Annotated in this window: 2 protein-coding genes; one reads left to right on the forward strand and one right to left on the reverse strand. The window is 61.1% G+C overall.

Features of this window, described 5'->3' with window-relative positions; translation table 11 throughout:
* Positions 1-563 (reverse strand): hypothetical protein (locus tag JKG68_RS32425; RefSeq protein ID WP_210346528.1); only part of this gene is annotated, 563 nt, incomplete at its 3' end.
* 206 nt (positions 564-769) lie between these two features.
* Here JKG68_RS32425 and JKG68_RS32430 point away from each other — a divergent pair.
* Positions 770-1236: YciE/YciF ferroxidase family protein (locus tag JKG68_RS32430; RefSeq protein ID WP_202066547.1), on the forward strand; the 467-nt coding region annotated here is incomplete at its 3' end.

Below are 1236 nucleotides of genomic sequence, written 5' to 3' on the forward strand. Positions count from 1 at the left end.
TTCAGCTCAGCGGCTCGCTGCTCATTAGTCTGCAGGGCTTGTTGAGCAGTGGAGGTCTGGGTCTGAACCTCGGTTCGAGCTTGGGTGAGCTGCGTCAGCTGCTGTTGTTGCGCCTGTAGGTCCTGCAGAGTAGCGGTGAGCTGCGCTTGAGCTTGCTCACGCGCCTGAGTGACCTGGGCCAGCTGTTGCTGGGTTGTCTGGAGCGACTGCTGCAAGGTCCCGAGCTGAGCTTGAAGCTGTTCACGAGACTGAGCTGTCTGGGTAAGCTGCTGCTGAGACGTCTGTGCCGTTTGCTGCAGGGTTGTAAGCTGCGCCTGGGCCTGCTCGCGCGCCTGTGTGATCTGGACCAACTGCTGCTCCGCACCAGCTACCCTGGCCTGCAGGTCTACCAGAGTTCCTCCTGTGCGCTGCTGCTCATTAAGCTGCTGTCGCTGGGTGGCTTCGGCCTGCTGCAGGCGGGTTATTTCGGTTTGGGCCTCCTGACGCTGGTCAGAGGAAGAGAGCCCAATGCCGAGGGCCAGAAGCCAGCCCAGGATGGCAGCCCCAGCCAGCGCCAGGGACACGGGCCGCTTGATTTCGGAGCGGTAGTCGAACGCCATCATGGGCCTCCTGCGCGTTGGGTGCTCGGTGTAACGCAGGGCCGTCACGAGCGTTGCCCGCTCCGGTGCACCAAAAGTAATCCTTCTGTTCAGGCTGGCTATCGGCTTCGGAACGCTCAGCCACTTCCGAGGTTGCTTGGGTCGCTGCCCAAGCCAACAGGAGACTGAGAATGGCCGACAAGTATCTGAAAGCACTCTTTTTGCATCACCTGAAGGACACGTACTTTGCCGAGAATGCTATCCTCAAAGCGCTGCCGCAGCTGGCGGAGGCCGCGCAGGCTGAGGAGCTCAAGGGTGCCTTCGCCGTCCACCTGAAGGAGACCGAGGGGCAGGTGAAACGCCTTGAGCAGGTATTTCAGCTATTGGGCGAGAAGTCGGAGGGTGTCGAGTGCAAAGCCATTCAGGGCATCATCGAGGAAGGCCAGGAGATCCTGCAGGAGTTCAGTGGCGGCGAAGCTCTGGATGCCGGGCTGATCGCGGCTGCCCAGGCAGTGGAGCACTATGAGATCACCCGCTACGGCACTTTGCTGGCTTGGGCCAAGCAGCTTGGCCTCTCTGAGGCCGAAGGGCTTATTCAGGAGACCCTGATTGAGGAAGAGAACACCGACCAGATCCACTCTGACGCGGCCGAGCACGC

The sequence above is a fragment of the Microvirga aerilata genome (assembly GCF_016743775.1).
In the GTDB taxonomy this organism is placed as follows: Bacteria; Pseudomonadota; Alphaproteobacteria; order Rhizobiales; family Beijerinckiaceae; genus Microvirga; species Microvirga aerilata.